This window comes from Actinoplanes sp. NPDC049316 (assembly GCF_040677315.1).
GTDB lineage: Bacteria > Actinomycetota > Actinomycetes > Mycobacteriales > Micromonosporaceae > Actinoplanes.
In genome coordinates this window covers 35,762-58,852 of the sequence record NZ_JBFAQM010000019.1, presented here as the reverse complement: position 1 = coordinate 58,852, position 23,091 = coordinate 35,762, and the positions used below count along the sequence as shown (strand labels likewise).

Genomic DNA, 23,091 nt, shown 5'->3' with positions numbered 1-23,091 from the left:
GGCGATGAGCGACCTGTATGTACCGAAGCCCGCCGAGCTGGGCTACACGTTCGGCGGCCGGGAACCGATTCGCGATCTGCGCCCCGGTGAGGTCCTGAGCGTCTACACCGAGGACTGCTTCGGAGGCGCCGTCACGACGGTCGACGACCTGCCGACCCGGGTGTGTCAGCTGCCGTACCTGAATCCGGTTACCGGCCCGTTCTACATCGAGGGCGCCGAGCCCGGCGACACCCTCGCCGTGCACTTCCTCGACATTACCCCGGCCCGGGACTGGGGAGTGTCGTCGACCTTTCCGCACTTCGGGGCGCTCACCTCGACGCACGCGACCGCGACCTTGCAGCCGCCGCTGGAGGAGCGGGTGTGGATGTACCCGATCGACGTCGTCGCCGGCACGGTGACGTTCCAGGCCAGCGAGAGTGACTTTGCGCTGGATCTGCCGCTGGCGCCGATGCATGGCACCGTCGGCGTCGCCCCCGGCGGATTCCAGGCCATCTCCACGCTCACCAGCGACGTACACGGCGGGAATCTCGACACCCCCGAGCTTCGGGCCGGCACCACCCTGTACCTGCCGGTGTTCGTCCACGGCGCGCTGCTCGCGCTCGGCGACGGACACGCCCGGCAGGGCCAGGGCGAGGCGTCCGGGGTCGCGGTCGAGACGGCCATGCGCACCACCATCACCGTCGAGGTGCTCAAAGGGGTGCCCACGCCGACGCCCCGCCTGGAGACCAGCGACGCGCTGTTGTCGATCGGCTGCGCCCGGCCCCTGGAAGACGCGTTCCGGATCAGCCAGCACGACCTCGTGCACTGGGTGGCCGAACTGACCGATCTCGGCGTGCTGGACGCGTACCAGTTCGTGGCGCAGGCCGGCACCGCTCCGGTGGGCAACGTGTGCGACCCGAACTACACGATGCTCGCCCGCATCCCCAAGGCCCTGCTCGCGGAAGCCGCCTACGACGGCGTCCACGAGCGGCTACGCGCGATGCCATGGAAGACGCCCGAGGCCGGCGTCCGATGACCACCTACGCGACCACCACCGGCGAGGCACGCCCCGTGCATCCGACCCGAACCGACCAGGCAGCGGTGTTACCGCTGCACGCCGAGCTGTACCTGCTGGCGCACGACGACGACACCGGCAAACAGCTCATCAACGAGCAGTCCCTGGCGATCGGGCTGGCCGGGGCGCTGCTGCTGGAGCTGTGGTTCACCGGCCGTATCTACATCGGCTGGGCCTTCGACTACAAGCGGCAGCAGTGGCGCGAAGCGCCCGGCCAGCTCGTCGTGGCCAAGCCGGGCCCGACCGCGAACCCACTGACCGACGCGGCGCTCGCCGCGGTCGAGCGCGTCGCGCGTATCCACGCCGGCGGGGACCAGCTCCGGACGTGGCTGCGCGGGTTCGCCGCGAGCGACCTCCGCGAACGGGTCCAAGCCAACATGATCATGATCGGGTTGCTGCGCCGGACCCAGGTCCGCCGGTACGCCGGTCTGGTCAGAACCGAGACCTACCTGCCCGTGCACGAGCGCTACGCCGTGCGCGCTCGCGCCCACGTGAAGGACGCGGTCGCCTACCACGAACGGCAAGGCCGGCACCGCACCGCACCTGACGATCAGACCGTCGCGCTGTGCGGGCTGACCGCTGCGCTGGAGCTGTCCGAGTTCCTGTACGACGGCAGGTCCAACCGCGAGCTGACCCAGTGGCTGCGCTACGTCGTCGACCGACACGACGAAGCCACGATCCGGGCCGTGGTCACGGCAGTCGACGCCGGTCGCGGAGACCTTGCTGTGGCGGCGATGTGATGGCCCTCCACCACGACGCCGGACAGCCGCCGACCCCTGACGACGACGCTGCTGCGGTCGTCACCCTCCAGCCGGTCGACCGGACGACGCCGGCCGTGCGGCCGTGGCGACGTCGCCTCGTTCCGCTGTTGATTGTGCTGGCCGTCGGTCTGTCAGCGGCGATTCCGGCACTGGTCACCTTCCGCAATCGAGCGGACCACGCGGACCCGGTGGCGAGCTCCCAGCCTGTGGCGCCGAGCCTCACCTCCGGTTCGCCGCCGGCATCCACACACGACGCCCTGACCCGGCTCGCCGGGAGCATCGTCGCCACGCCCGACGACTCCGCGACCGGGTACACGTACCACCATCAGCGGCTCTGGAGCATCACCACCACTGGCTCGCCCGCACCAGCCGGGATGCGGGAGAACACCCCGGCGGTGTTCGCCGACGATTTTCGCCGGTGGGAAGCCGCGGACGGCTCCGGCCTGGGAATCGACGTCGAGAACCCGCCGGACTACACGTTCAAGGCCGCGGACCCGAACTATCGGACCACGGACGACGAGTTCGCGCACGGACATACCACGCGCACCACGTACGCCGCTGGCAACGCCCGCAGCCCCATATCCGGGCCGATCGCCACCGAGCCGGCCGCGTTGGCTCGCCAGCTGGCCGCCTTCGATCCGATGCCAGACGGACCGCAGGCGACCCTGCGCGCCGTGGACGAGCTCTACACCTCGCACTACGTCCCGCTGCCCGCGCGGCAAGCCGTCCTGCGGGTCCTGGCCGACCTCGACGGACTCAGCTATCACCCTGTGGCGGCCGATCGGCTCGGCCGCGCCGGTGTCGCGGTGAGCCTCGTCGGCCGGGGCGTGCAATACACCCTGATGTTCGATCCCACCGACGGCCGGCTGCTGGCCTCCGAACAACGCTCGCTCGGTGCCCACGAGTACTTTCCCGTGCCGGATGGCCTGGTCCGCTACTACCGCCTGTGCGTCGAGCAGGCCCACCGTCCCGGACTCGGCTGAGGAACCGTCGTGACAGCCCGCCGAACCCGTCCCCGCCCTGGCCACACCCTGCTGCTCGCCGTATCGGCTCGGCCGGCGAGCGGCCGACGCCGCCCGATCACCGCGACAGGCCCGGTGCGCCTGCGGTCGTGGCGGCGCATCTGGGGGTGTGCCGCTGCCGCAAACCCCCGTAGCGCGGCGGCACACCCCCACCCGGACGGGAGGCGTGATGGCGGGCGCTGAACACGCGAAATGGGTGCCGCCGGGCGTCGACATGTCCCGGCCGAACGCCGCACGGATGTATGACTTCTTCCTCGGCGGCGCCCACAACTTCGACGCCGACCGCCGCGCCGCGCTCGCCGTACTGGCGGTGGCTCCGCAGGTCCGAGACGCGGCCTGGGCCAATCGGCAGTTCCTGCGCCGCGCTGTCCGGTACGCCCTGGACCAGGGCATCCGCCAGTTCCTGGACCTCGGCTCCGGCATCCCGACCGTCGGCAATGTCCACGACATCGTCCAAGCCGCACACCCGGACGGCCGCGTGCTCTACGTCGACGCCGACCCCGTCGTCGTCAAGCACGCCCAGGCCCTCCTCGACGACGTCCACGATGCCAGGGCGATCAAGGCCGACCTGCGCAACCCGGCCGGCATCCTCGGCCATGACCAGACACGTCGGCTGATCGACTTCCGGGAGCCGGTCGCCGTCCTGCTCGTCTCGGTCCTGCACTTCGTTCCCGGCACGGCCGATGAGCTCGCGGCCGTCGTCGACGAGCTGGTGCGCCCGGCCGCCCCCGGGAGCCTGCTCGTCATCTCGCACGCCAGCCAGACCAATACCACCGGCGCGACCGAGACCGTGACCCAGTTGTACGCGGATACACCGACTCCGCTGCACCTGCGCAGTGCACAGGAGATCCGGGCTATGTTCGGCCGTCTCGACCTGGTCAACCCTGACCCGCGCATGGCGGAGCCTGCCGGGCTGGTGCCGGTCGCCGCATGGCGACCCGATCCGACCGGGAACGAGCGGCCGTCGGAGCGGACGGAGAGCCCGTTCCTGACCGGGTTCCTCGCGGGCGTCGGCCGGAATTCCCGACCCGCGGCAGCCGAGGCGGCGAGCACCGCCGGGTCCGCCGCTGGCACGCCCGGCACACCGCTCCGCCGGCGCAACGATGCCCGTTTTTCCGACCGCCCGTCCGCCCACCGTGGCGTACCCGTAGCAGCCCGACGCTAGGACCGGACCCCTGATGACGACACCGCCCGGCGTTCCCGCCGACGACGGCCCTCCGGCCGCTCCGATTGACACCAGCGTTCCGCATCCCGCGCGACGCTACGACTACTGGCTCGGCGGCAAGGACAACTTCGCCGCCGACCGGGAATCCGGCGACCGCATCGCGCAGGCGTACCCCGACACCGTCACCTCCGTCCGGGAAAACCGCCGGTACATGCAACGGGTCGTCCGGTACTTGGCCGCCGAGGCCGGCGTCACCCAGTTCCTCGACATCGGCACCGGCATCCCCACCCCGCCCAACGTGCACCAGATCGCACAGGACATCACGCCGGCCGCCCGAGTCGTCTATGTCGACAACGATCCGCTCGTCATGGTTCACAACCGCGCGCTGCTGGTCGGTACGCCGGAAGGTGTCACCGAATACGTCGAGCGCGACCTCCGCAACCCCGCGATGATCCTTGACGACCCGACGGTCCGGAAAACGTTCGACTTCGACCAGCCGATCGCTGTTCTCCTCATCGCCGTCCTGCACTTCCTCGACGACGACGAGCAGGCGTACCGCATCGTGTCGGCGCTGGTCGAGCGGCTACCACCGGGCAGCTTCGTGGCCGCCTCGCAGGCCACCAACGACCCGCTCCCGCACCAAACACTCGAACGGCTGCGCGTCCTCGCCCAACGCGGCAAGGACGGCCCGTTCCGGCCCAGAACCCGCGGCGAGTTCGAGCAGTTCTTCACCGGACTGACCTTGGTCGACCCGGGAGTGTGCTCGCTCGTCGACTGGCGGCCCGACCTCACCCCAAACCCGGAAGCCAAGGCAGAAGCCGTCGCTGCCTACGGCGCGGTCGCCCGGATCGACGCCATGCAGCACACCGAAACCTGATGCCGCCGACGCTCGCCCGCACCGGCCGACAGACCACATTCCCGTTCGCCCTCGAACCACCCGGCGTACCTCCGTGTCGGGTCGTCCACACCCAGCAAGAGAAAGGTTTCGATGACACTCCTCAACCGGTCGATGATCGCAGCGGCAACCGTCGTTGGCGTGCTCGCCATCGGCGCGTCTCCGGCCGCCGCGATCGTCGGCGGACAGGACGCCACGCAGCCCTACCCCGGCATGGCGGCCGTGTCCGTGCTCTTCCCCGGCGTCGGCACCGCCAAATGCGGCGGCAGCCTGATCACCCCTCGGTTCCTGCTGACCGCCGCGCATTGCGTGAGCGACGACGCGGCGGCACCGACACCGGTCGCCGTCCCCGCCGCCAACATCACCATCAGGGTCGGCTCCACCGACCGGACCACCGGCGGGCAGGTCGCCACCGGCCTGCGCGTCTACCTGCACCCGGACTGGATGTGGGGGATGCCCACCGGTACCCCCGTCTCCGATCTGGCGCTGGTGGAACTGACCAGGCCCGTGTGGACATCGGTGATGCGCCTCGACACCCGGCAGCCCGCCGGCACGGACACCGTCCGCAGGCTCATCGGCTGGGGACTCACCGCGTTCCCACCGCCGCCCGATGCGACGTTGCCGACCACGCTCCAGCAACGCGACACCACCCGGTTGCCGGCCGCGGCCTGCGCGGGCGGCTTCATCGGGGCCGGCGAGGTCTGCATCAGCCCCGGAGCCTGCTACGGCGACTCGGGCAGCCCGGCACTGCACGAACTGCCCGGCCACCACAACGCACCTCGCTCGTGGGCGTCGGCGGGCATCGCCAGCCGCGAGACCAATGAGGCCACTCCCTGCGGGTCGCCGACCATCTTCACCGATCCTGCGTACCCGCCATTCCGGGCATGGATCGCGACCACGATCGTCACATCCCGGGTCCAACCCTGCACCTGTCCACCAGTGCACACCCTCACCGCGGCGGCGCAGGTCCACTTCGGCCTGATGAAGCCCACGCTCACCCGATAACCACCCGAACCATGTGACCCCGGTCCGGCCGCAAGACGGTCCGCACGCCATCCCGGGCGGAACCTTCGGCCGGACCGGGCGCAACCCGCCGACCTGTCCGCATCGCCTACGACTCGCCGACGTACGACGGAGGAACGATGACCCGCGTTGTGGTGGCGCTGTTCAACATCCAGTCCGGTTGCCTGCTCCCGGCCGGCGGGTACGACTTCCGCCGTCTCCAGCGGGCCGCCGCTGACCTCGACGCGCCTGCATCACTCTGGTTGATCAATGAGGCGAAAATGTGGCGGGCAGACGCCAACGTCGGCCTGCACGGAGCCGCGGAGGCACTGTCCGACGCGCTCGGGCTGCCCTACGTCGGTGTCCTCGGCACCTGCCCGCGCGGTCCGATCCCGCCCGCGATCATCTACGACCCGACCGTGCTCGTGCTGCGCTCCTGGTGGAACCCCGACGACCCGTACACCTATGCGGACAAGCTGAACGTGGCCCGGTTCGCGGTCCGCGACACCGCACCGGACGGCAGCAGCCGCGCCGAGTTTCTGGCCTGGGTCGACCATTGGCATCCGGACTCCGGCACGATCCGCCGGCAGGAAGCGGCACGGCTGGCCCGATACGGCCGCGACACCCACCTGCCGGTCATCGGCGGCGGCGACCTCAACGCTAACGCGTCCGGACCCCACCTGCCCCAGCGAGACTGGAGCCTCGCCAGCCACCAGCGCCGCAGCGCCGAGGCCCGCCGCCTGCCCGACGGAACCTGGGTCGCGGACACCGACGCGGTGGACCACCTCCTCGGCTCCTGGGGCGGCGACAGCCGGGTCGGCGGATGCGGCCACCACGCCATCGCGGAACTCGCCTGGCGGGCCGGCTCGGCGACCGCCCTCGTGCCCACGGTCAACAACAACGTCGACTCCGGCGGCGCGATCATCAAGGACTGGCTGGTCGCCAACCCAGCGATGGTCCCGCACGTCGACCCGCACAGCTACTGCGTCCACATTCCGTCCGGCGACCCGGTCGACTGGCCATCCGATCACCGGCTCGTCACCGCAGCGTTCGACCTTGCCGAGATTTTTGCACCGCTGGTGGGCGAGCAGCGATGACGATCCATCTGACCCCGTTGCGGCCCGGCTTGGAGCTGATCGTCGATCCGGCCGGAGGCACCAACGCGCGGCCCGGACGATCGTCGACGGCGCCGCGGCGCTCACCGCCGCGACCGCGGTCTCGGTCCACGGATAGCCCGGCGATGACGCCACCCGCACACCAGCGGTACCGGCACCGGATTCGTCCTGCGAGCCACGCGCAGCACGGGTCCGGCGCGGAACGCCCGGCGACGCCGCCCACGCGGCTGGGGGCCGGGCGCCTACGGACGGCGGTGCATCTCTACCGCCGAGGGTTCGCCCGCCGTCCGCGCGGGCTGGCCCGGACTGCCTGCCTCGCGCAGCCCGGGCCGCCCCGCACCGCCGGGCCAAGCCCCAGCCGGCACGTCCAGCCCAACCTCGACAGCTGTATCGCGCCGTACGGAGCTGACATGCCCCTCGACCGTCCACCGCTACCATCCCGGCCCCGGGTGCTGCCCGGGATGCCGGCGGGCAGCCGCGTGGTGACGGTGCCGTTCGCCGGCCGGTTCGCGGCCATGCTCGCGACCGGCACGGTCCAGCGCGCCAAACGCGAGCACGGCCTCCGAGTGGTCTTCGGGGTCTGCGGCGCGTGCGCGCCGTGCGCCGCCTACGGCAACGCCGTGAGCGCGGTCGCCCGGCTCAACGAAATCGAGCCAACCGTTCTGCAGCCCGCCGTGACGGCCATCGATGACGAACCCCGGGAGTCGCTGCCCGGGATTCCGGGCGGCGTCGAACTCGTCGAGGGCAGCTACGCCGACGCGGTCCGGGCCAGCAAGCAACGCGCTGCCCAGACCGACACCGTCGACGGCAATGTGCCCGGCCCGTGGGGCAATCACGGCCTGTACGCCCTGGCCGCGTACCTGGTCGACGTGTTCAGCGGACTGGCCGAACCGCCGCCGGTGATCTGGATGCCGTACGACGCAGGCACGTGCGTCGCCGTCGACGGCGCGTTGCGGCTGCTGGGCTGGCCCACCGACCTCGTCGCGGTCGTCCCAGCCGACGACCGGGGGCATCGGTGGCCAGCATCAGCGCTCGCACCGTATCTCGGTCCGCGAGCTGCCGTGAACCGGATCGAGCCGGTCACACCCGGCCGCGCGTCGGCGGCGCAACAGCTGCTGACTCGGGCCGGGATCATCGGCGGTCGCCCGCACGACGCCCACGGCCTGGCCGGCCTGCTCGCTGCGGACCGTGGCACGCCCACCGACCGCGATCTGGTACTCCTGCCGCACGTCGCAGCCGGCGGCAGCACTGCGACAGGCAGTCGCTAATGCCGTCCATTTCACCGAGCGTCACCGCCCGGATCGGCCGGCCGCCGCGACCGGGGTGCCTCAGTCCGCGCGGCACCGGACGCGCGGCACGACACATCCAGCGGAACCGCGAGAACGGAGCGACCCGGCCATGAACGCCCACGCCACCGCCGCCGCCATCTCCGACAGAGTCGCGGCGATCTCCGTGACGATGCAGTGCGCCGTCCCGATCGGCGTGCCGCCGGCAACGCCCGGTGCGATCCCCGCCGTACGGAACCTTGCCCGCGAGCTCGGGGACGCGATCGGTGACGGACGGGTCGCCGCAGCGCTTCGCGCGGCGCTGCCGGGCACCGTCCAGACCAGCCCGCTGTCCCTTACGTGCTGGCCCTCGCTGAACATCGAAGGCAAACCCATCTGCGGCACGCCGCGGATGGCGATGGACTGTCTCAACAACAACATCAACTCCGGCGGCGCGATCATCAAGGACTGGCTGCTCGCCAACCCCGCGATGACCAAGCACGTCGACCCAGCCGACTGGCCCTCCGATCACCGGCTCGTCACCGCCACCTTCGACTTCGCTGAGACATTGCCATCGCTCGCAGGCGCGCGGCCATGACGGTCAACCTGACCTTGCTGCGGCCCTGCCTGGAGCTGATCGTCGACCCGGCCTGGTGGTACAACCGGCTGATCGACAACTACGCCGAAGCGTTCTGGCTCGCCGGCGGCGACGACCTGATGATCCACACCATCGAGACCGTCAGCCTCGACTGCGGCGTAACGCCACTCAGCGACAGCCTGAGTCGTCGGCTGGCCGCGGTGTACGCGTCCCCGCACGACCAGTACCGGCTCACCGTCAGCCTCGGCACGTCGGCCCTGTGGTATCACGACTCCGGGCCGCGACTGCTGGACGCCTTGCGCACGCTCACCGGGAACGACGGTGCCGGGTGAGCCAGCCGACGCTCGTACGAACCGCCGCCGAGGGTGTGCGGGAGACTCCACCCGATGCCGCGACGCTGGCGGCGTGGAGTTCAGTGCCTTCGTCTCCGGCCGCGATGGTGCACCGGCGGCCATGGCGCTCGTTCGGCAGATCCGGACATGGGACCGCCACGGCCGCCACACCGAGACGGTGCCCAGGACCTGGCCCGCCGGCAGCGAGGAGAACCCCAGGTTCCCGGGCCGACACCGCTGTCATGGACAGACACGCGGCGTCGTCACGACCTCCTGGCCGTACGGGTGAAGTAGCACGCGGTTGCCCTAACGCCGGCCAGATCGCCCACAGCCCCTCGCATCCCGATCCGCGCTTGGTTCGCGCCGAGGCGAACACAACACACGCGTTACCGGGAGTTCGACCCCACCCCCGAAGGAGACCTGGTGGTTACCACTCTTTCCGAACTGGAGATTGGTCACACGCTCCTACCCCCGAAGGCACCCTCGATCGATCGGAACGCCGCTGAGCTGGCCGTCGGGCAGCTACTGGCCGCGCTCGGCGTCGATACGAGCACCGAGATCGGCGCCAACACTCCGCGCAGGGTCGCTGACGCCTATGCGCAGATGCTCACGCAGAAGCCCTGGGAGTTCACCAAGTTCCCGAACGAGGACGACCAGCATGACTTGGTGGTGACCGGTGGGATTGAGTTCACGTCGGTGTGCGGCCACCACCTTCTCCCGTTCTTCGGGACTGCGGCCGTCGGCTACCGGCCCGCGGCGTTCATTCCCGGTCTGTCGAAGGTCGCGCGGTCCGTACGAATGTTCGCCGCGCGACTGCAGACGCAGGAGGGCCTGGGCCGGCAGGTCGCCCGGTTCCTGCAGCAGCAGCTGGAGTGCGCTGATGTTGGGGTTTTGCTGCGGGCTGAGCACACGTGCATGACGTGCCGCGGTGTCCGGGCGCAAGGCTCATTGACGATTACGGTCGCGACGACCGGAGCCCTCCAGACGGACGCCACTGCCCGCGCCGAGTTCGTCCAGCTGGCGTCGATGGCGGGACGCGCCGCATGAGCCCCGCCGTGGCAGAAGCGACGCAGGCTGCCGCCGAGGGCGGGGCATACCGGATCGGGAAGTCCTTCACGTTTGAGGCCGCGCACCGGCTTGGGGAGCTGCCGGAGCACCACAAGTGCGCGCGACTCCACGGCCACTCGTACGCCGTCGAGGTGACCCTCGTCGCACAGGCTCTGAGCGGTCCCGGCTTCATCGTCGACTTCGCGGAACTCGAACCCGTGAAGCAGTACCTGACCGACACGTTCGACCACCGGCTGATCAATGACGTCGTCACAGTCGAGCCGACCAGCGAGAACCTTGCCCGGCTGATCTTCGACTGGTGCGCCGAGAAACTGCCGCTTCCTGACGGTGCATGCGTCGAGGCCGTGAAGGTCAGCGAAACGGCGACCAGCTGGGCGGAGTACCGGATACCGGTCCCGGCCGAAAGGAGATGATCCCGTTGACTACCGTGGCCAGCCCTGCGGTCCGACGCAAGGCCGGGACCGCGCAGGTCGCCGACCTCTTCTACTCATTCCAAGGCGAAGGGCCCAGCTTCGGCCGCCGGGCGCTGTTCGCGCGCCTCATGGCCTGCAACCTCACGTGTGGCTACGCGACGCTCCCGCGCAGCGGTGACACGCCGGCTGACGGCACGATGATCTGCGACACCGAGTACACCTGGAACGCGGCGCGACACGACCTGAGCGCGGCGCGAACGCTGACGTCGGCGGAAATCTGGGATCAGCTGCTGCGGCTCGACCCGGCCACCGCCGACCCGTCGCTGATGCCGGTCGACCTGGTCGTCGTGACCGGCGGCGAGCCGTTACTGCACCGGGATGTGGTCGCCCACATCGCGTGGTCCGCGCGAGCAGGCGGGCGCACGGTCGAAGTGGAGACGAACGCGACGGTCGCCCCGGGCAGTGACCTGATCGCCGCCGGTGTGGACTTCAACGCGGGTCTCAAGCTGGAGAGTTCCGCGGTACCGCGTGGAAAGCGGATCAAGCCGGAGGTCATCAGGCAGCTGCAGGACACTGGACGAGCCCGGTGGAAGTTCGTGGTGACCTGCCCGGCCGACATTCAGGAGATCGTCGCCCTGCAGCACGAGTTCGGGCTCACGCACGTATGGCTGTCTCCGGAAGGCACCACCGCGGACGTGGTCGTCGAGCGGATGCGGTGGATGGCGGAAGCCGCGCTGACGCACGGATGGAACTTGACCAGCCGTGCCCACGTCCTCATCTGGGGTGACGAACGTGGCCGGTGACCAGACACCGATCGTCCTGAGCTGGCCCGATGTCGCCAAGACGGTCGACACGATCGCCGGCCAGGTCCGCGACTATGGGCTGCCCGACGTGCTGGTGGGCGTGCTCCGCGGCGGCCTGGTCCCGGCTGTCCTGCTTTCGCACCAGCTCGGCGTCCGTGAGCTGCGCGCGGTGGAGGTGGTCCATACCCTGGACGACTCCGTGAACGCCGACAAGTCCGGCACACCCCAGGTCGTGAACCCCGCCACTCTCGGCGATCTCACGGGCATGGACGTGCTACTGGTCGACGACATCGCAGGCAGCGGCGACACCCTCGTCTGCACCGTTGGCCTGCTGCACGCGGCGGGGGCCAAGCGTGTGCGTAGCGCCGTGCTGACCGTCAACCGTGCGAACTGGCACCGACGGCAACGCCCTGCCGACGTCGTGACGTACCTCGGTCACCAGGTCGACAGCTGGGTGATCTTCCCGTGGGAGGCGTCAGCATGACGGCCGACCTGAATGCGGTCACCCTGCTGTGGGCGCTGCGGTCGCCATGCAACCTCGGCTGCCGGTACTGCTACTTCGGCACGATCGAAGAGCACCGCGGAGCCATACCGCAGCACTCCGGAGCCCTGTCCCACCTGGCCCGCACCGACCTGGACCTCGCTGCAATCACCGCGTTCGTGCGGACGTTGCCCGGATCCCGGGTGCAGCGAATCTTCATCGCCGGCGGCGAGCCGCTCATCTGGCCGCCGGTGATGGAAGTGGTCGCTGCGATCAAAGCCGCCGGCGTGCAGGTGATCTTGTGCACCAACGGCATTCCGCTGAACCGGCCCGAACTGGTGGACATGATCATCAACTTGGGCGTCGACGCCGTGTCCGTGTCCCTCGACTCGCCGGACGCGGACTACAACGACACGTGGCGTCCCGCCCGCAACGGCATACACGGGCACCACGATGTGATCAGCGGCATCCAGGCATTGATCGCCGCCCGGGGCAGCAGCTCATCGCCGAGGGTCGGCCTGTACTCCGTGATCACCCGGCTCAACATCGACGTCGTCAGGACCGGCGCCGCGCTGGCATCCGAGCTCGGCTGCGACTACTTCGTGCCGCAACCGATCGCGCTCGACCGCGGCCACGCCCTGCACACACAGCTGTCCCTGACCGGCGGCGACGCAGCCGCTATGTCGGAGGCATTCACACAGCTCTACCGCTCCGGCGCGCCGGTGCGGCTGCCCGACCCGAGTTATCCCGCCAGAGTCGTCGACAGCATCACCCACCAGCAGGGCTTCGTGAGCGGCTGCTTCGGCGGCACGAACCTGTTCTTCATCGAGCCGGACGGCAGCGTGTATGACTGCCCGTCGAGTTTGAAGATCGCCGCCAGTGCCGCGGCACGGACCATCCGCGGCGCCGACGCACATGCGCTGTTCGCAGCGCCTGGGCCGTGCACCGACTGCGCGCTGTTCAGCCGCGACTGCGTCAACATGTGGCCGCTGATGGGCTTCGGCCGATTCCTGAACGAGGAGGTACCGACATGACCGCTGGGCCGCTCACCGCAGGCGGCAGCGCCGTCGAGGGCCTGTCACGGCTGCTCGCACAGATGCCCCGGCCGGCCGGCGCCGAGTATGTCGCAGCCCTGGAAGACGAGCTCGCCGCTAGGTTCGAGGTCCGGCACGCCGTCGCAGTGTCGTCGGGTACCGCGGCCTTGCATACCGCCCTACTGTGCCTCGGCGTCGGGCCCGGTGACGAAGTCCTGATGCCAGCGCTCTCGGTGGTGATGTCGGTTGCGCCCATCGTCTCTGCCGGCGCCCGGCCCGTTTTCGTCGACTGCGACCGGCACGGCCGCGGTCTCGATCTGGACGATCTCGCCGCCAAAGTGACCGGCACTACCAAGGCGATCATGCCTGTCCACCTGTGGGGCCGCCAAGGAGATCCCGCCAGGTTGGCGCACTTCGCCGCTGCGCACGGCCTGGTGGTGATCGAGGACGCGTGTCAGGCCCAGGGCAGCAACCCCGGAGGGCGAGCTGCCGGGACCAACGGCGACGTGGGTTGCTTCAGCCTCAAGGACGGCAAGATCGTCTGGTGCGGTGAAGGCGGCTACCTGCTCACCGACCGCGACGACATCGCCGGCCGCGCCCGCGCTCTGCGGGCACACCACCTGCCGCCGTACGGCGGCCAGCCCGAAACGGTCGGCTACAACTACCGCCTCGCCGAACCGCTCGCGGTCATCGCCCGCGCGAACCTGGCCCGGTTCGACGATCTCCTCGACCATCGCCGGCGCCAAGCCCGGCAGCTCGCCGACCTGCTCACCGCCACGCCGGGGATGACCGCGGCCACCACGGCGGCCGGTGACAACGGCTACAGCGCGCTGATCTGGCTGGATCTGGACCGTCCACGGGCGTTCTGCGAACACCTCGCCAGGCTCGGGGTGCCCAACAGCGTCGGCACCTTCGGGTTGATGGCCGCCGACCAGCGGCCCGCGTTCGCCCGCTACGCCGGCGCACCGTGCCAGCAGGCGGCGACGGTCATCGACCGTACCTTGGCCGTCGTCCTGACCGACCACGACACCGAGGAACGCATCAACGGCTACGCACAGACGATCTCGCGAGAGGCGAGCACGTGGGCCACACACTGATCTCCAGGGCCGGACACACCCGCGGCGACACAGCCGTACCACCGGAGCTGAGCTGCGCCGGTGTCCGCGCCGTATTCGACGAATACCGGACCGGCGTCCTCGACACCGATACACGAGACCTCGTGTGCACGCACCTCGACGGGTGCGCCGACTGCCGACCGCAATGGCGCCGGTTCCGGTGGGGCGCCGCCCAGACCTCCGTGCTCTACGGAGAACTGGCCGGCTACCTCGGTGATGGGTTCGTCGAGCACCGCGACACCACCCATGAACTCGTGACCGCATGGGACCAGGCGGCGCCACGCACCGACCTGGAGATCCGCCGGTTCTACCGCACTACCCAGGCGTACCTCTACGACCAGGTCCTCTGGCATGCCAGCGGCACCCGACCCGACTATGTCGCGGCAGCCCAGCCGATCCTGCAGGAGCAGCCCGGAACGATCCTCGACTGGGGCTGCGGCATCGGCGTTGATCTGCTGCGCATGCACCAGATCGGGCTGGACGTCTGGGGATGCGAGCTTCCCTCACCACCGCGCGACTTCCTGATCTGGCGTGCCCGCCACCACGGATATCACCGCCCGATCCTCGACCCCGGCAACGCCGGGCGCAGAGCCCAGCCGACCGTCCTGTGGCTCATCGACACACTGGATCACCTCCGCGACCCGCAGGCTTCCCTCGGTGCCCTGCTCGACACGGTCGATGTGCTGATCACCGAACGCTATGTGGACGATCCCCGCCGCGGCCGTCTGGGATTCCACTTCCGGCGTCCCCTGTCCGAGATCACCGAGCTGCTGGCCGGGCACGGCCTGCACCCCCGACCGCAGCAGGACCAGCCGGCCCTGCTGTCGGTCTGGTCCAGGACCCGCCGCGTCCCTTCGCAGCCCCGCGATGCCGCCCACGACGTCCGGCAAGGAGCACCCTGTGCGTGAAGTTCTGCTTTTCTCCGCCGGCTTGGACTCGTTCCCGGCTTGGCATTTCCTCGGTAAGCCATCAGCGCTGTACTTCGACAGCGGCCACTACGGCCGGCAGCAGGAGATCGATACCGTGCGGGCGCTGGCCGCGGCACACGGCATGGATCTGGAGATCAGCGCCGAGCTCGATCTGTCCGCCCGGGCCACGGTGCAGGGCGACCTGATCCCGTTCCGCAACGTGCTGTTCGCGATGCTCGCGGCGTTCCGCGCGGACGTCATCTGGTGTATCGGGGTCAAGGGCGATCACACCGCGGACAAGAGCCCGGAGGCGTTCGCGCGGATGAGCGACGTGGTGAGCGAGTTCGCCGATCGGCCGATCCGGGTCGACAGCCCGTTCTGGGACAAGACCAAGACCGAGATCGTCGCCTGGTATCTGGCTGCGGGACTGCCGGTCGATGCGCTGCTGCAGACGTTCTCGTGTGCGACCCCCGGTGACGCCTTCGTGCACTGCGGGCAGTGCCCGAGCTGCTTGCGGCGGTGGATCGCGCTGGCCAACAACGGCATCACCGGCACGTTCGCCCACGACCCATGGACGTGGGAGCGAGTCGGCAGCTACTACCTGCCCGCGATGGCGGAGGGGCGATACCCGTCGCACCGCGTCGCGGAATTCCAGCAGGCGCTGTCCACGGTCGCCCCCATGAACCACGCCGCCGCCCCATCTGCTCAGCGGACCTCGCTCCCGCCCACGGCCGACCTTTGTGAGGAACGATGAACACGGACGGACTGCGATTCGCCGCCAACATGTCCATGCTCTACGGGCACCTGCCGATGCTGCAGCGGCCGGCCGCTGCCGCCGCCGACGGGTTCGCCACCGTCGAAACTTGGTGGCCTTTCGCCGGCCCCGAGCCGGACGTCACCGAGGTCGACGCGTTCACGGCCGCGCTCGCCGGCGCCGGCGTCCAGCTGGTGGCGATGAACCTCATCGAGGGCGACATGCGCGCCGGCGATCGCGGGCTGCTGTCGAGTCCCGTCCGGCACCGCGAGTTCCTCGCCTGCCTGGACGTTGCAACCAGGTTGGCCGACCGGGTCGGCTGCCGCATCCTCATGGCGCTCTACGGCAACCGTGAACCGGGCGTCGACCCGCACCAGCAGGACCGGCTGGCCGTCGAGAACCTCGCCACGGCCGCAGCAGCCGCCGACCGGATCGGCGCCTGCGTCGCGTTGGAGGCGATCAGCCCGGCGGAGGCCCCGGACTACCCGATCAGCGACGCCGACACCGCCGCGGCGACCACCGACGCGGTCAACGACCTCAGCGGGCTGACCAACACCGGGCTGCTGGCCGACCTCTACCACCACGGACGCTCCGGCGAGGACGTGCCCGGCCTGCTGCGCCGGCACGCCCAGCGGCTGCTGCACGTGCAGATCGCCGACGATCCCGGCCGGGGGCGGCCCGGCTCCGGGGCACTGGACTATCCGGCGTACTTCGCCGCGCTGCGCGACATCGGCTACGCCGGCTGGGTCGGCCTGGAGTACGAACCGACCCGCGATCCCCGGGTCGACTTCGACTGGCTGCCCACGCTGCGGCCGGCCGGCTGAGAAAAAGCAAGGGAGACTACCGATGCACTCGTTGGCGCCATCGCCGCCCGCCTCAGCCACTCAGGGAAGCACCCTCACCGATCCGCTGCGCTGGCTTGCGCTGCGCCAGGGCCGCCTGGTCACGATGGAAGGCGTCTGGGGAGCGGGCAAGACCACCGCAGCCCGCCTGATCAACACCCGCCTGCAGGAAGCCGGCTTCACCACCGCCGTCATCCACTACGGCGGTGAGCCGGGCACCATCGGCCGCTTGTCGCATTTCCTCGAAACCGCCCCGCTACGCTCCCGCACCGGACTCGGCGGATACCAGAGTGCCCACCACAGCACCGTCGACGTCCTGCTGCGGCTGTGCCGCGAAGCCCACCATCACCTCACCTGCTTCGGGCCCGCGCTGGCCACCAACGATGTGGTGCTCGTCGACCACGGCATCTACTCCAAGATCGCCTGGGCGTTGACGGTGCTGACCGAGACCGACCCGCAGGCAGACCCGGCCCAGACCTTGACCCGCATACGGGCCCTGGCTGCGCCCTGGTTCAGCACGCCCGACGTCCCCGTCTTCCTCGACACCCCCTGGCCGCTGGCCCGGGAACGGGCGATCAGCAGGGGTCACGGCGGCGGCAATCCGGCGGCGATCGAACGGCTGCTGTTCCTGCCCCGGTATGTCGAGGCGTACCGCCAGGTCCTCGCCGACCGGGTATCCCCGGTGCTACGCGTACGGGTTGGGCTGCGCGACGCCGACGATGTCGCCGACGAGATCACCGCCGAGCTCCTCGGCGTACTCAGGGCCGCACCGCCGGCCACGGACCGGACCATGGCGGCGCAACCGCACATGTCGGTGCCCGCCGACGGGAGGAACTGACCGGCCATGACATCGTTCCTCGACGCGCTGCCGACCGACCGACTCCTGCTAGACGTGTCCCTGTGGTCCGCCGACCTGTCGGCCCTGGGCGAAGAGGCCACCCGGATCAGCCCCTACGCCGATCTGCTGCATATCGACGCCTCCGACACCGTATTCGTCCCGCAGCCGCTGTTCTTCCCCGACTTGGTGAGCGCCGTCCGGGCACACACCAGCCTGCCATTGCACGTCCATCTCATGGCGCATCACCCGGCCCGGCTCGCGCAGGCGTTCGCTGAGGCCGGCGCCGACCTGATCACCGTGCACGCCGAGGCCCGCGAGGCGACCGACGCCATCGAGGTCATCCGCGCCGCCGGCCGAGCGGCCGGGGTCGCCTTGACCCTCGACACTGCGCCGGACGACGTGGCCGACATGCTCACGGCGGCGGACGCCGTCGTGATGATCGGCACGCCGCTGGGCACCAAGGGCACCTCCATGGACCCGGTCGCCGTAAGCCGGATCGCCGACACGCGGCGCCTGCTGAACGCCGCGGGCCGACCCGTCCCGATCTTCGCCGACGGCGGGATCCGCCGGAACACCGTGGCCCCGCTGGCCGACGCCGGAGCGGCCGGCGTGGTCCCCGGATCCCTGCTGTGGAGCAGCGGTGACCTTGCCCAGACCGCCACCTGGATACGCGACCAACGCCCGGAACGGAGCCGACGATGACCGTCGAAGCCCTAGCAGGGTGGACCGTCAGCCTCGACCTGTGGGGAACACTGATCGACCACACCGACAAAGGCGCGGTCGCCGACTGGCGCGTGGCCGAGTTCGCGCGAGTCTTCGACGCGTTCGGGCACCGCCGCACACTCGACGAGGTTCGCATCGCCGTCAGCGCCACAGACCAGGAGGTCCTGCGCCAGCAGCGGCGGCACGGCGTGCAGCCGGTCCTGGACGACATGCTCGCAGCGATCCGCGGGCCGCTCGGCATCCCCGACACACCGCAGATGACCTCGGTGCTGCGCGTCGTGCACACCCATGCCGCCCTGCGTGGATGCCCGCAACCACTGGAGGGCGCTGTCGAGACACTGACCGCGCTGAGCATGACCGGTGCCCGGCTCGTGCTGACCTCCAACACGCTCGCAACCTCGGCCGAGGTGCACCGGCAGCTCCTCGACGACCTCGGCCTGTCCGTGTACTTCGCGGACATGCTCTTCTCCGGAGAACTCGGCATCGCGAAACCCCACGCCGACGTGTTCGCCGCGATCACCACTCGGGCGCAATGCCCACCGCAGCGGGTCTGGCATGTCGGCGACGACCGCCTCACCGACGTCAACGGGGCGCTCACGGCCGGGTGCCGAGCCGTGCATTACCGGCCCGACGGCGAGCCGGCCCAAGACGACGTTCCCGTCATCACCCATCTCGGCCAGCTCATCGACCTGCTGACGACCGCCTGCCAGACGGCTGGCGCCGGCATCGCGGAGCCGTCATGACCCCAGCGATGTCCCGCACCGCTTCGCTGCCGACGCCGCCGCGTCCGGCCGGCCCTGGAACCGAGTACCGGCTGTCGGACTTGCTGCAACGACACCGTGCCGGCGACGCCGTGTTCGTCACCGACGATGTCGCCGGCTACCGCGGCGACCACGACCCGCTGCTGTATACCGCGCACCGCGACGTGCTCCAACCGCGGACCGCCTGCGAAACCGACTGGTTCACGGACCTGGTCGAGTACCAACCGGGCCAGCTGCCCGGAGGAGAGCTGATCCGCTCCACCGGGCACTGGAACACCCCGACGCAGCTCGAAATCTTTCAGACGCTGACCGGGCGAGTCCTGATGCTGGCCGCATGGCGCACCCGCTCGGGTGAACCGGTCCTGACCTGTCAGACGTGTGATGCCGGGGACCTGGCAGTCATTCCCTTCGGCGGCTGGCACCTCACCCTCGTCCTCGACGGCCCCGCCGCGGTGTTCAACTTCTACACCGACCTGCCAGCTGAGACCGCCCCACCACATCAGGCAGCACTGCATCAGGCACCGGCGGCCGGAGATCGAGGCAAGTACCGGCGAGCGGCGCCGGTCGAGATCACCGCGGTCCGTGCCGGGGACGGATTCGCGATCACTGGGTCCGCCGACAGTCTGGCCGTCTGGGGTGCCGCACAACCGGTCTCGGAGCCCGACTGGCTGCGTGACATCGTCGCCGGCACAAGTCTTCCGGACTTCTACCGCAACGCCGACAGCACGACGCTCGCAGCCTTGGTCGCGAACGCGCGCCGCCACGTACCTGTCTGCCACCGAACGGATCCGCGATGATCACACCGCATCCCACTGCGACGGCCGGCGCGGTGACGTTCCGGTGCGCCACCGCGTCGGTCACGCTCACCACCGACATCGCGGGCGTCCTGGACGAGGCCCGGAAGATCCTCTACTCCTACGACGAACTCCCGGGCAGCGACGGCACCTGGCAGGTCCACCTGAACCACGACCCGGACGTCGTCAAGAACCCGGACGCGCACACCGACGGCGACGAGTTCGACATCGGGCCGCGGACGTACGCCTACCGGCACGACGGCGTCCTGCAGAACGTGTTCTGGGTTCCGGCCCGACGCACCCTCTTGCACGCTGACCCGGCCGCGAAGGTGATCTGCGCCTGGTGTGCCGACGTTCCCGCTGCTCTTGACTGGGCGCCGCGTCTGGTTCGGCAAGCCATGACCGCGCAACTGCTGGCAGCCGGAATGGTCTACGCCCACGCTGCCGCATTCACCCACGGCGAGCGTGGCGTTCTGATCGCGGGCAACCGCGGCCGGGGCAAGACGACGACACTGCTGGCGAGCCTGCACCATCTCGGCGGCAACTACTGCACCAACGACCGGCTCATGCTCCACGCCACCAGCGAAGGGCTGTACGGCTATCCATGGCCGATGCCGCTGCGGGCCGGGATCGGCACCCTCACCGCCCTGCCGCACCTGCGGCACCTGGTCCCGACGCAGCAGCAGACGCTACCGGCCGAGCAACGGTGGACGTTCCCCACCAAGATCGTCGTGGAACCGCCCGCCTTCCCGACATTGATGCGCCCCGGGGCGACCGTCGCCCGCGACCTGCGCGTCTCGATGATGCTCTGGCCGCAGCTCGACCCAGCCCGAACCGAGGTCCAGGTCGAGCGGGTCGACCCGGACGAGGTCACGGACACCTTGAACGAAACCCGCATGTTCATGCACGACCTGCATCGCGGCGCCAGCGCCCACACCAATCAGTGGCTGGCCGCGGCTCCCGACGACGACGTCGTCTACCGGAACGTGGAGCAGGCAGCCAAGGTTCTGGCCGAGCAGCCCTGCTTCCGCATCCGTGCCGGCGCCGACCCGGTCGCGCTGGCCATCGCCGTCGGCCAGCTGCTCGACAACGAGGTGGCCGGATGAACGCCACCGGACCCGTCCAGACCTTCTTTCCCGACACGACCGACCGCCCGCGCGTGTACCGGCTGTTGCGGGCGGCGAGCGAACCGGCTCACCGGGAACTCGGCGAGATGCCCGGCCCGGACGACATCGATCCCTTGGGTGAGGTGCTGGAGTACGTCATCAACGCCAAGATGACCTGCCTGTTCGCAGACTGGCTCAGCCGACACGACCACACCCAGGGCTTTCCCCGGCCGATGCAGCAGTTCCTGCGCGGGCAACTGCGCCTCAACGCCTACCGATCGCTCAAGCATCACCAAGAAGCCGCAGCGATCATCACCGCGCTGCACGACCACGACGTGCCTGCCGCGGCGATCAACGGCATCGCCCACGCCACCCTGCTCTACCCCGGCGCCGGCGTCCGGCAGTCCAGCGACGTCGACATCCTCATCCCCGCATCCGCAGCGTCCACCGCCGCGGACCTGCTCACCCGCCGCGGCTACTACAGCACCGGCCGCAGCCCCACGACCTTGCACCGCGACTTCGACGACCCGATCGTGCCCGGCCTCACCCTCGACCTGACCACCCGGCTGGCGCACACCGGCGACGACACCACCATTCAGACCATTCTCCAGCGGCGCGCACCCGCACCCGGCAGCGGCGAACACCAGGCGCCGCTGCCGATCCTGCACCGGGACGACGGATTCCGGCACACCCTGGCCCGCGTCGCCTCCCAGCGCCGCTGGCCCGCAGTGGCCGACGCGCTGCACTACGCCCTCGACGACACCGGACCACAACCGGCCACCGCCCTCGACGAACCGTCTCGGGCGGGCTGGGATCTCGTCCGATCCTGCTGGCCCCAACTCCCGCAGGACGTGCCTCTGGGCAGGGACCACTCGTGATCGTGCAACTGATCGGTCTCCCCGGCACGGGCAAGACCACGCTGGCCACCCGCCTCGGCCGGCATCTCGGTGATCGCTGCCTCCTGCTGGACAAGGATCGCGTACGCGCTGCCCTGTACGGCCCGTCCGGTCAGGTGACCTACCAGCGGGACCAGGACGACTTCGTCGTCTCCCTGCTGCACCTGGCCGCCCGGGAGCGGCTCACCCGCGATCCGGACGCCGTGGTTGTCCTCGAACGCACCGGCACTCGCACGTACCAGCTCGCTGACGTCGCCCAGCTGGCCACCACGCTCGGACAAACCTTGGCCGTCATCCACTGCTGGTGCCCCGACGACGTGGCCCGCGACCGGCTCGACACCGACCACCGGGGCCGCACCCATCCCGCCGGCAACCGCACCTTCAGCCTGTACCAGCAGTTGCAGCAGTCCGCAGACCCGATCGCCGTCCCCGCACTGCGGCTGCGGACCGACACCGCCGCCGACGAACTGCTCGACGCCGCGCTCGGCTACCTCGACCAGCTGGACACCAACCGATCGGAGGCAGCCGCCCGATGACACACCAGCTCGCCGACCTGCTCGACATCGCCCGCACCGCCGTCCAACTCGGCACACGAGTCCTGGAGACGGCCGCCGTCCGGCAGGTCACCGCCAAAGGGCCCAAGGACGTGGTCACCGACCTCGACCTGAGCATCGAGCAGCAGATCCTCGCCTTCTTGAAAGAGCGAACCCCCGACATCGACCGGTACAGCGAAGAGGCGGGCGGCGACCCGGCCCGACCGCGCCGACGATGGGTCCTCGACCCGATCGACGGCACCGTCAACCTCGTCCACGGCCTGCCGCTCTATGGTGTCTCCCTCGCCCTCACCGATGGCGTCCAGCCGCTGCTCGGCGTCATCAGCTTGCCCACACTCCGCCGTACCTACTGGGGAGCCGCCAAACTCGGCGCCTGGTGCAACAACCAAGCCGTCGCACCGTCCACAGCGACGAACCTCGCCGACGCCGTGATCGCCGTCGGCGACTACGGCACCGGCGACGACGCCGACGAACGCAACGCCGTCGCCGTCGCCCTGCACGCCGCCCTGGCCCCCGCCGCCGGCAAGGTCCGCATGCTGGGTTCCGCCGCCGTGGACCTCGCCTTCGTGGCCGACGGAACCCTCGACGCCAGCATCACCCTCGGCAACCGGGACTGGGACATGGCCGCCGGCGTCGCGATCGCCCGAGCAGCCGGCGCGAGCGTCACCGACACCGACGGCACGCCCCACGACCTCGCCTCCCGCACCACGATCGTCACCGCACCCGGACTGACCGTCGCGGTACTCGACACACTGCGCCAGGCGACCACCGGCACCACGTACGCCTGAACGA

At 70.1% G+C, this 23,091-nt stretch carries 27 protein-coding genes; all 27 read left to right on the top strand.

Annotation, left to right across the window (positions count from 1 at the left end; translation table 11 throughout):
• Positions 1–4 precede the first annotated feature (4 nt).
• Complete coding sequence (locus AB0K03_RS25990) at positions 5–1,015, top strand: acetamidase/formamidase family protein (RefSeq protein WP_364689396.1); 1,011 nt, start codon at positions 5–7, stop codon at positions 1,013–1,015.
• Positions 1,012–1,794: a GPP34 family phosphoprotein gene (locus AB0K03_RS25985; protein WP_364689393.1), complete on the top strand. Its 783-nt coding sequence runs from the start codon at positions 1,012–1,014 to the stop codon at positions 1,792–1,794. The genes AB0K03_RS25990 and AB0K03_RS25985 overlap by 4 nt, the downstream gene beginning before the upstream one ends.
• The gene (locus tag AB0K03_RS25980; RefSeq protein ID WP_364689390.1) at positions 1,794–2,798 is read left to right on the top strand and encodes a hypothetical protein; all 1,005 of its coding nucleotides are present in this window, start codon (positions 1,794–1,796) and stop codon (positions 2,796–2,798) included. Before AB0K03_RS25985 ends, AB0K03_RS25980 begins: the two co-directional genes overlap by 1 nt.
• A 208-nt stretch (positions 2,799–3,006) precedes the next feature.
• Positions 3,007–4,002, top strand: coding sequence for an SAM-dependent methyltransferase (locus tag AB0K03_RS25975; RefSeq protein WP_364689387.1), 996 nt, complete (start codon positions 3,007–3,009; stop codon positions 4,000–4,002).
• A gap of 13 nt (positions 4,003–4,015) precedes the next feature.
• Positions 4,016–4,879 carry an SAM-dependent methyltransferase gene (locus tag AB0K03_RS25970; RefSeq protein ID WP_364689385.1) on the top strand — a complete coding sequence of 288 codons (864 nt, stop codon included), beginning with the start codon at positions 4,016–4,018 and terminating at the stop codon, positions 4,877–4,879.
• Positions 4,880–4,990: 111 nt separating this feature from the next.
• The gene (locus tag AB0K03_RS25965; RefSeq protein WP_364689382.1) at positions 4,991–5,902 is read left to right on the top strand and encodes a trypsin-like serine protease; all 912 of its coding nucleotides are present in this window, start codon (positions 4,991–4,993) and stop codon (positions 5,900–5,902) included.
• 137 nt (positions 5,903–6,039) lie between these two features.
• On the top strand, positions 6,040–6,996 hold the full coding sequence (locus tag AB0K03_RS25960) for a hypothetical protein (protein ID WP_364689379.1): 957 nt from the start codon (positions 6,040–6,042) through the stop codon (positions 6,994–6,996).
• A gap of 428 nt (positions 6,997–7,424) precedes the next feature.
• Positions 7,425–8,282 carry a hypothetical protein gene (locus AB0K03_RS25955; RefSeq protein ID WP_364689377.1) on the top strand — a complete coding sequence of 286 codons (858 nt, stop codon included), beginning with the start codon at positions 7,425–7,427 and terminating at the stop codon, positions 8,280–8,282.
• Between the two features lie 130 nt (positions 8,283–8,412).
• Entirely contained in the window at positions 8,413–8,877 is a 465-nt protein-coding gene (locus AB0K03_RS25950) for a hypothetical protein (RefSeq protein WP_364689375.1), read from the top strand.
• The gene (locus tag AB0K03_RS25945; protein WP_364689373.1) at positions 8,874–9,209 is read left to right on the top strand and encodes a hypothetical protein; all 336 of its coding nucleotides are present in this window, start codon (positions 8,874–8,876) and stop codon (positions 9,207–9,209) included. The genes AB0K03_RS25950 and AB0K03_RS25945 overlap by 4 nt, the downstream gene beginning before the upstream one ends.
• Before the next feature lie 423 nt (positions 9,210–9,632).
• Positions 9,633–10,256: a GTP cyclohydrolase I gene (folE, locus tag AB0K03_RS25940; protein ID WP_364689371.1), complete on the top strand. Its 624-nt coding sequence runs from the start codon at positions 9,633–9,635 to the stop codon at positions 10,254–10,256.
• A complete protein-coding gene (queD, locus tag AB0K03_RS25935) occupies positions 10,253–10,690 on the top strand; it encodes a 6-carboxytetrahydropterin synthase QueD (RefSeq protein WP_364689368.1) in 438 nt (145 codons plus the stop codon). The genes folE and queD overlap by 4 nt, the downstream gene beginning before the upstream one ends.
• On the top strand, positions 10,687–11,493 hold the full coding sequence (locus tag AB0K03_RS25930) for a 7-carboxy-7-deazaguanine synthase QueE (protein ID WP_364689366.1): 807 nt from the start codon (positions 10,687–10,689) through the stop codon (positions 11,491–11,493). The genes queD and AB0K03_RS25930 overlap by 4 nt, the downstream gene beginning before the upstream one ends.
• A complete protein-coding gene (locus AB0K03_RS25925; protein WP_364689363.1) occupies positions 11,483–11,977 on the top strand; it encodes a phosphoribosyltransferase family protein in 495 nt (164 codons plus the stop codon). Before AB0K03_RS25930 ends, AB0K03_RS25925 begins: the two co-directional genes overlap by 11 nt.
• Positions 11,974–13,008: a radical SAM protein gene (locus AB0K03_RS25920; protein ID WP_364689360.1), complete on the top strand. Its 1,035-nt coding sequence runs from the start codon at positions 11,974–11,976 to the stop codon at positions 13,006–13,008. The genes AB0K03_RS25925 and AB0K03_RS25920 overlap by 4 nt, the downstream gene beginning before the upstream one ends.
• The gene (locus AB0K03_RS25915) at positions 12,957–14,105 is read left to right on the top strand and encodes an aminotransferase class I/II-fold pyridoxal phosphate-dependent enzyme (RefSeq protein ID WP_364689357.1); all 1,149 of its coding nucleotides are present in this window, start codon (positions 12,957–12,959) and stop codon (positions 14,103–14,105) included. Before AB0K03_RS25920 ends, AB0K03_RS25915 begins: the two co-directional genes overlap by 52 nt.
• A complete protein-coding gene (locus AB0K03_RS25910; protein ID WP_364689354.1) occupies positions 14,090–15,031 on the top strand; it encodes a hypothetical protein in 942 nt (313 codons plus the stop codon). Before AB0K03_RS25915 ends, AB0K03_RS25910 begins: the two co-directional genes overlap by 16 nt.
• Positions 15,024–15,785 (top strand): 7-cyano-7-deazaguanine synthase, encoded by a 762-nt coding sequence (locus AB0K03_RS25905; protein ID WP_364689351.1) that lies wholly within the window; start codon positions 15,024–15,026, stop codon positions 15,783–15,785. Before AB0K03_RS25910 ends, AB0K03_RS25905 begins: the two co-directional genes overlap by 8 nt.
• Positions 15,782–16,609 carry a TIM barrel protein gene (locus AB0K03_RS25900; protein WP_364689349.1) on the top strand — a complete coding sequence of 276 codons (828 nt, stop codon included), beginning with the start codon at positions 15,782–15,784 and terminating at the stop codon, positions 16,607–16,609. Before AB0K03_RS25905 ends, AB0K03_RS25900 begins: the two co-directional genes overlap by 4 nt.
• A gap of 22 nt (positions 16,610–16,631) precedes the next feature.
• Entirely contained in the window at positions 16,632–17,465 is an 834-nt protein-coding gene (locus AB0K03_RS25895) for a hypothetical protein (protein WP_364689346.1), read from the top strand.
• Between the two features lie 6 nt (positions 17,466–17,471).
• Positions 17,472–18,167, top strand: a complete 696-nt coding sequence (locus AB0K03_RS25890; protein WP_364689343.1) for a copper homeostasis protein CutC — start codon at positions 17,472–17,474, stop codon at positions 18,165–18,167.
• On the top strand, positions 18,164–18,931 hold the full coding sequence (locus AB0K03_RS25885) for an HAD family hydrolase (RefSeq protein WP_364689340.1): 768 nt from the start codon (positions 18,164–18,166) through the stop codon (positions 18,929–18,931). Before AB0K03_RS25890 ends, AB0K03_RS25885 begins: the two co-directional genes overlap by 4 nt.
• The gene (locus AB0K03_RS25880) at positions 18,928–19,746 is read left to right on the top strand and encodes a hypothetical protein (protein ID WP_364689338.1); all 819 of its coding nucleotides are present in this window, start codon (positions 18,928–18,930) and stop codon (positions 19,744–19,746) included. The genes AB0K03_RS25885 and AB0K03_RS25880 overlap by 4 nt, the downstream gene beginning before the upstream one ends.
• The gene (locus AB0K03_RS25875; RefSeq protein WP_364689335.1) at positions 19,743–20,849 is read left to right on the top strand and encodes a hypothetical protein; all 1,107 of its coding nucleotides are present in this window, start codon (positions 19,743–19,745) and stop codon (positions 20,847–20,849) included. The genes AB0K03_RS25880 and AB0K03_RS25875 overlap by 4 nt, the downstream gene beginning before the upstream one ends.
• Positions 20,846–21,727 (top strand): nucleotidyltransferase family protein, encoded by an 882-nt coding sequence (locus AB0K03_RS25870; protein WP_364689332.1) that lies wholly within the window; start codon positions 20,846–20,848, stop codon positions 21,725–21,727. The genes AB0K03_RS25875 and AB0K03_RS25870 overlap by 4 nt, the downstream gene beginning before the upstream one ends.
• Positions 21,724–22,281 (top strand): AAA family ATPase, encoded by a 558-nt coding sequence (locus AB0K03_RS25865; protein WP_364689329.1) that lies wholly within the window; start codon positions 21,724–21,726, stop codon positions 22,279–22,281. Before AB0K03_RS25870 ends, AB0K03_RS25865 begins: the two co-directional genes overlap by 4 nt.
• Positions 22,278–23,087, top strand: coding sequence for an inositol monophosphatase family protein (locus tag AB0K03_RS25860; protein ID WP_364689326.1), 810 nt, complete (start codon positions 22,278–22,280; stop codon positions 23,085–23,087). The genes AB0K03_RS25865 and AB0K03_RS25860 overlap by 4 nt, the downstream gene beginning before the upstream one ends.
• Positions 23,088–23,091 lie beyond the last annotated feature (4 nt).

Bases quoted from the DNA above. Each gene is read 5' to 3' on its own strand.
- AB0K03_RS25990 (WP_364689396.1), top strand. From the start codon at position 5: ATGAGCGACCTGTATGTACCGAAGCCCGCCGAGCTGGGCTACACGTTC.
- AB0K03_RS25985 (WP_364689393.1), top strand. From the start codon at position 1,012: ATGACCACCTACGCGACCACCACCGGCGAGGCACGCCCCGTGCATCCG.
- AB0K03_RS25980 (WP_364689390.1), top strand. From the start codon at position 1,794: ATGGCCCTCCACCACGACGCCGGACAGCCGCCGACCCCTGACGACGAC.
- AB0K03_RS25975 (WP_364689387.1), top strand. From the start codon at position 3,007: ATGGCGGGCGCTGAACACGCGAAATGGGTGCCGCCGGGCGTCGACATG.
- AB0K03_RS25970 (WP_364689385.1), top strand. From the start codon at position 4,016: ATGACGACACCGCCCGGCGTTCCCGCCGACGACGGCCCTCCGGCCGCT.
- AB0K03_RS25965 (WP_364689382.1), top strand. From the start codon at position 4,991: ATGACACTCCTCAACCGGTCGATGATCGCAGCGGCAACCGTCGTTGGC.
- AB0K03_RS25960 (WP_364689379.1), top strand. From the start codon at position 6,040: ATGACCCGCGTTGTGGTGGCGCTGTTCAACATCCAGTCCGGTTGCCTG.
- AB0K03_RS25955 (WP_364689377.1), top strand. From the start codon at position 7,425: ATGCCCCTCGACCGTCCACCGCTACCATCCCGGCCCCGGGTGCTGCCC.
- AB0K03_RS25950 (WP_364689375.1), top strand. From the start codon at position 8,413: ATGAACGCCCACGCCACCGCCGCCGCCATCTCCGACAGAGTCGCGGCG.
- AB0K03_RS25945 (WP_364689373.1), top strand. From the start codon at position 8,874: ATGACGGTCAACCTGACCTTGCTGCGGCCCTGCCTGGAGCTGATCGTC.
- queD (WP_364689368.1), top strand. From the start codon at position 10,253: ATGAGCCCCGCCGTGGCAGAAGCGACGCAGGCTGCCGCCGAGGGCGGG.
- AB0K03_RS25930 (WP_364689366.1), top strand. From the start codon at position 10,687: ATGATCCCGTTGACTACCGTGGCCAGCCCTGCGGTCCGACGCAAGGCC.
- AB0K03_RS25920 (WP_364689360.1), top strand. From the start codon at position 11,974: ATGACGGCCGACCTGAATGCGGTCACCCTGCTGTGGGCGCTGCGGTCG.
- AB0K03_RS25900 (WP_364689349.1), top strand. From the start codon at position 15,782: ATGAACACGGACGGACTGCGATTCGCCGCCAACATGTCCATGCTCTAC.
- AB0K03_RS25895 (WP_364689346.1), top strand. From the start codon at position 16,632: ATGCACTCGTTGGCGCCATCGCCGCCCGCCTCAGCCACTCAGGGAAGC.
- AB0K03_RS25890 (WP_364689343.1), top strand. From the start codon at position 17,472: ATGACATCGTTCCTCGACGCGCTGCCGACCGACCGACTCCTGCTAGAC.
- AB0K03_RS25885 (WP_364689340.1), top strand. From the start codon at position 18,164: ATGACCGTCGAAGCCCTAGCAGGGTGGACCGTCAGCCTCGACCTGTGG.
- AB0K03_RS25880 (WP_364689338.1), top strand. From the start codon at position 18,928: ATGACCCCAGCGATGTCCCGCACCGCTTCGCTGCCGACGCCGCCGCGT.
- AB0K03_RS25875 (WP_364689335.1), top strand. From the start codon at position 19,743: ATGATCACACCGCATCCCACTGCGACGGCCGGCGCGGTGACGTTCCGG.
- AB0K03_RS25870 (WP_364689332.1), top strand. From the start codon at position 20,846: ATGAACGCCACCGGACCCGTCCAGACCTTCTTTCCCGACACGACCGAC.
- AB0K03_RS25860 (WP_364689326.1), top strand. From the start codon at position 22,278: ATGACACACCAGCTCGCCGACCTGCTCGACATCGCCCGCACCGCCGTC.